This is a genomic window from Niveibacterium sp., assembly GCF_041909475.1.
In the GTDB taxonomy this organism is placed as follows: Bacteria; Pseudomonadota; Gammaproteobacteria; order Burkholderiales; family Rhodocyclaceae; genus Niveibacterium.
In genome coordinates, this window is sequence record NZ_JAYRDJ010000061.1 from 1 (window position 1) to 3,391 (window position 3,391).

A 3,391-nucleotide genomic window follows, 5' to 3' on the forward strand; every position below is an offset into this window, starting at 1 on the left:
CTACATCGCCAAACACGGCCACGCCCCCGACGCCTTTGAACCGGGGCGCAGGCAGGTTCGGCTGATGCGGCCGCGGCTGGAGCTGCAACTTGACGAATCCGTACTGCGGCGCCTGTTTCCCCACCCGCTTGTCGCAGGACCGCCAAGGACCCCGCCTGCGGTGGCGGCGGGCAGCAAACCGTTTAGGCGGAAACGGCGGTCGCATCCGTGAAGAGCCATTCCCCGTACTCCCGGATGGGGAAGGTAAAGGTGCCGCGGAAGTTGATGTTCGAGAAGTGGGCCGGACTGACATGCTTGAGCCACGCCTCGTCGTCGTTGGTAGCACCTGATGCGCGATCGATCCCAAGGTGTTCCTGCATTTTGTGCGCCGTCCACGCCAGACAGAGGTTGGTCAGCAGGGTCAGGGCTCCGGACACGGCATAGAGTTCGTCTTCGTGCTGGCCGCGCGGTTTGGAGAAGGTGCCCGCGTAGATTGCACGCTGGAGCACGTGCACCGCCTCGCCATGCACAAGAATCCGATGGATCGTGCGCCGCAGATCCTCGCTGAGGAAATAGTCGCAAAGGTAGAGGCTGCGGATCAAACGGCCCAGATGCACGCCGGCCCGATAGAGCCCGCTGTCAGCGGCCGCCGAACCGAATCGCGCCAACGCGATCGTCGCTGTCGTTTCGCCGGTTTCGATGGATGCCACAAGGCGTACAAGGTGGTCCCATTCGGCGCGAATCTGCCGCAGCGAAATGATCGGCGTGCAGATCTGTGTGAGCGAGGCCGGAACGTCCTTCAATGAGCTGGGCACGTAGAGCGTTCGCTCGGCCAGGCGGGAGAGTTGCAGGCACAGCGCAAATCCAAGCAATTTGGCGATGCCCATCGCAAATTCCGTGTACCCGTGGGTATCGACCGCCAGCCGATCCAGTTCGACTTCGGTCTGACGCAAGGCGCCTTCAAGTGCCGCACCGGCCTGGCGCTCGTTCAGAACGATGGGTTGGTCGTAGGTCACGCTCCAGAAGTCAGAGACATGGGTGTAGGTGCCCAGCGACGGGACACGACGTTTCGGGTCCAGACGCGCAAGCCAGATCTTTCCCGACACATCCAGGCTCATCATGTCAGCCGAGGCCAGCGAACCGTCGCCCCAGTGCGAAGTGATCGGCAAGCGTCGCTGAAATCCGACCACGGCGTCATTGGCGGCACGCACACGTTCGCGGTCTTCAAACCACTGCATCCCGACCGTGATCTGGCTCGGTTTGAGTTGAGGAATCATCAGGCTGACCCCGGTGGCGTCCAGCGCGCAACCGTGAGCCAACATGCCCGCATAGACTTGCAGCAACTCCGCTGGCTGGCGGGCCGGTCGGCCAAGGATGATCTTGCTGAAACCCGTGCGGCTGTCGATGTCCAGAATCAGATCCGGAAACTGTACGACGCCAATCTTGTTGAACAAGGCCTCGCGTTTGGCACGTAGATCCAGTGGCGTGGTGGCCGCCTTCAAGCGCGGCAGGTGGATGCCATGTGCATCGACGTTGATCAAGCCGCGTTTGATTCCATCGTCGACCGCGCGCAGTTTCTGTTCAAGCTCAGCGACCAGGCAATTTAAAAGGTCATCGGGATTGAACGGAAGATTCAGTTGCGCGTAGCGCTTGCCCCGTTCCTTTTTCCACCGCTCGACGTCGATCAACAGACGATGGCGGCCGCGAAACTTCTCGCTGTAGTCGACGAACACCACACCGCTGCGAAGCGACTTGCGCAGGCCAAGCAGCGTGGCGGCTTCCAACGCGCGCATCGCGCGCTCGCGATCCTCCCCCTCGACCAGATCCTTCCATCCGCGCGGCGCGCTCACGGGAGGTTGTTCGGGAAGGGTGGAAACTTTTGTGCGGTACAAGCCGCGCAGATACGCCACCCGCTGCGTGGACTCGTCCCCTTCCTCGCCTGCGATGTCGAGCTTCTGCAGTTCGCTCAGCAGCGCGCGCACCTGCGGGTTGGGCCCGGACAGGATCCAGCGGGCGGCTGCGGCGCGGGTCGGGAATTGCGGTTGCGTGTGGGCCGCCTTCATCCGACGTACCTGCAGACGAAACTCGGTATCCGTTATGGATTCGTCGTCCGCGAGTTTGAAGATCTCGGTGAGCGATTCGCGGTAGTTGATCGCAGTCTGTGCTTCGAGCAGACGCGCCTTCTCATAGGCGTTTCGCGCGATTTTCGCGATCTGGCGGCCGCCCAGCATGATTGCCGTGTCCGTTGCTTGCATCAGCGCCATCTTCAGGTAGCAGACCAGGCGCAAGGTTCGCGCAGGGTCCCGCAACTCCTTGAACTTGGCGGGTCTAATGTTCTGTAGCTGGGCGGCAAAATCACGGATCTTCTCGACCGCGACGCCGTCGAGCTTGAGCTCATGCACGCCGAGCTTTTTGAGCACGTCAATCCGATCGGTTCGCTCTCGAAGCGCATGAACCGATTTGCGTCGGGTCGGCTGCTGCAACCATTCCAGCGTCGTAATGCCGGAGTCGGCCCTCGGCATCAGAACTGCTGCTTCCCACCTTGCATACGCTTGAGCCGGCAGCTGTTCTCTGATGAGCTGGAACAGACCGTTCTCGGACGCGGACATCGCGCGCCGTGCATAGTCGCGAAGATCACGGTCGGCTACTGCGATGAACCGATGCTGGTAGAGCCAGAGTTTCCCGCGCTCGACCAGAATGTCGGTCGAGGTGACATGCCGTGCCTCATTGGTCAGGTAGGGGAGCAGGGCCCGAAGTTGCGCAGGGCTTGGCTTTGAAAATCCCAAAACCCCCATGGCCCACCATTGATGATCGTAGAGCGTCTTCTCGCGTTCGTAGATGGTGCGTAGCGAACCGATGTTGATCGGGTCAACACGGAGCTGCGCGGCAACATGACGGAGCAGTCGCGCCGGAATCACCCGCAGGGCCGCAAGTGGACATCCCGTCATCTTGAGAAAGCCCAGCTGAATCGCCGCGGCGACCCTCAACACATCCTTCTTGCGCGTTCGGATGGCGGCCAATTCAGCAGCATCAAACGTGAAGAACGCCTGTAGTTCAACGACCGAGAGGGCCTTGGGAAAGGTTGAAGTACCCAAGTACTGATACTGCCAGCGATGGATCTCGGGCATGGCGGCCTCCCTGCGGACGAGGGTGTCATTTACCGCTCGGACTCACGAGAAGGTCAAGAGGCGCGCGCGCTGATGCTCAGTAGTCAGACCGGAGATCGTGTCCCCGACAGGCTTTCCGCGAAAACGCCAAAATGAACACGAAAAGCACGGGTACCCTAACCTTCCCGCAGGCGGTGAGTGAGCAGGCGCTGTTGTTGCGCCTCGGTCTTGACGGTGACAAATCGCATGCCCGGTGCGTGCAGCGCAGTGAGGATGGCTTCGGCATCGCGGGCGTCATTCTTGAC

Annotated in this window: 1 protein-coding gene and 1 pseudogene; both read right to left on the reverse strand. The window is 61.3% G+C overall.

Features of this window, described 5'->3' with window-relative positions; all coding sequences use genetic code 11:
* Positions 1 to 182 precede the first annotated feature (182 nt).
* Positions 183 to 3,107, reverse strand: a complete 2,925-nt coding sequence (locus ACE3P0_RS21010) for a Tn3 family transposase (RefSeq protein WP_374404760.1) — start codon at positions 3,105 to 3,107, stop codon at positions 183 to 185.
* A 161-nt stretch (positions 3,108 to 3,268) separates the two neighbouring features.
* A pseudogene (locus tag ACE3P0_RS21015) lies at positions 3,269 to 3,391 on the reverse strand (IS110 family transposase); the annotation flags it as partial.

What these genes read in the sequence shown, in the direction of transcription:
- ACE3P0_RS21010 (WP_374404760.1), bottom strand. Translation starts at nt 3,107, where the DNA reads ATGCCCGAGATCCATCGCTGGCAGTATCAGTACTTGGGTACTTCAACC.